1 protein-coding gene is annotated in these 1,362 nt (G+C 64.7%); it reads right to left on the bottom strand.

The annotated features are described in order from the left end of the window. Nucleotides 1-56: 56 nt before the first annotated feature. Entirely contained in the window at nucleotides 57-1,247 is a 1,191-nt protein-coding gene (locus tag PMX70_RS10105; protein WP_117648577.1) for an IS256 family transposase, read from the bottom strand. Nucleotides 1,248-1,362: the final 115 nt, after the last annotated feature.

Genomic DNA, 1,362 nt, shown 5'->3' on the forward strand with positions numbered 1-1,362 from the left:
GGTACCGTCAAGATTCTTTCGCAAATTGATCGAGGCGGCCTCGGCCCCGCCTTGCTCTAGCCCTCCGCCTTCTTGCTCAGCTCGTCCATCTCCTCCAGCTTCGACATGTCCAGGTACCTCCTCTTGCCCCATTCGTGCTCCACGATGTACTTCAGCCTCGCCGTCACCAGCATCAGGGCCGAGTTGCCGTCCGGGAAGGTCCCTACGACTCTCGTCCTCCGCCTGATCTCGCGGTTGATGCGCTCGATACCGTTATTGGTCCTGATTCTGCGCCAGTGCTCCGGCGGGAAGTCCGTGTAGGCGAGAGTCTCGGAGAAGCCGTCGCGCACCGTCCTCGCGGCCGCGCCGAGCCTCATCCCGTCCAGCTCGTCCGCCACCTCCGCCGCCTTCCTCGAGCACGCCTCGCGCGATTCCTGCGCGTGAATCGCCTTCAGCATGCGCGCCACGGCCTTCCTCCTGGTCACGGGCACCCTTCCCAACACGTTTCGGTAGAAGTGGACCGTGCAGCGCTGGTAGCGTGCCCCGGGGAACACCTCCTCGAGCGCACCGAGCATCCCCGCGCACTTGTCGCCGGTGACGAGCCGCACGCCGGAGAGCCCGCGCCCCCTGAGCCACGAGAAGAACTCGCGCCACGAGTCCGCCGACTCGGTGTAGCCCTCCGCGCAGCCGATGACCTCCCGGTCGCCGGTGGAGTTGACGCCGATGGCCACCAGAACGGCCACGTTCTCGTAGGACCCTCCCCAGCTGCGCTTGAGGTAGATGCCGTCGACGAAAACGTAAGGGTAATCGCCCTCGAGCGGCCTCTGGCGCCAGGCCTCGATGGACGCGAACGCCTTCTCGTTGAGGTTGGAGACGGTGCCGGAGGACACGGGCGCTCCCCAGAGGAGTTCGGAGACGTCCTCGATTCTCCTGGTCGAGACGCCCGCGAGGTACATCTCGACGATGGCCTCCTCGACCGAAGTCTCGCGCCTGCGGTAGCGCTCGATAACGGCCGTCTGGAAGGTCGCGCCGCGCAGCTTCGGCACGTTGAGCTCGACCTCTCCTGCCCCGGTGACGAGCTTTCTCGCGTAGTGGCCGCTGCGGTATGCCTCCCGGCCTGCCGTCCTCTCGTAGCGCCCGGCCCCTACGAGCTCGGACGCCTCCTCGTCGAGCAGCGCGTTGAGCGTCTCCTCGACGGTCTTCCTCACCAGATTCTTTATGTCCTTGCGCAGCGACTCCTCGTCGACTGTTACGATGTTCGCAGACACGGCCCGTGCCCCTTTCGTCGTTGATTTGTTGTTTAGCCGCTAGAAATCATATGACGGGGCGCGGGCCGTGTTCCGCTATGCGGTTGTCAATTTGCGAAAGAAATTATGCGTCACC

The sequence above is a fragment of the Collinsella aerofaciens genome, from assembly GCF_028206795.1.
In the GTDB taxonomy this organism is placed as follows: Bacteria; Actinomycetota; Coriobacteriia; order Coriobacteriales; family Coriobacteriaceae; genus Collinsella; species Collinsella aerofaciens_AX.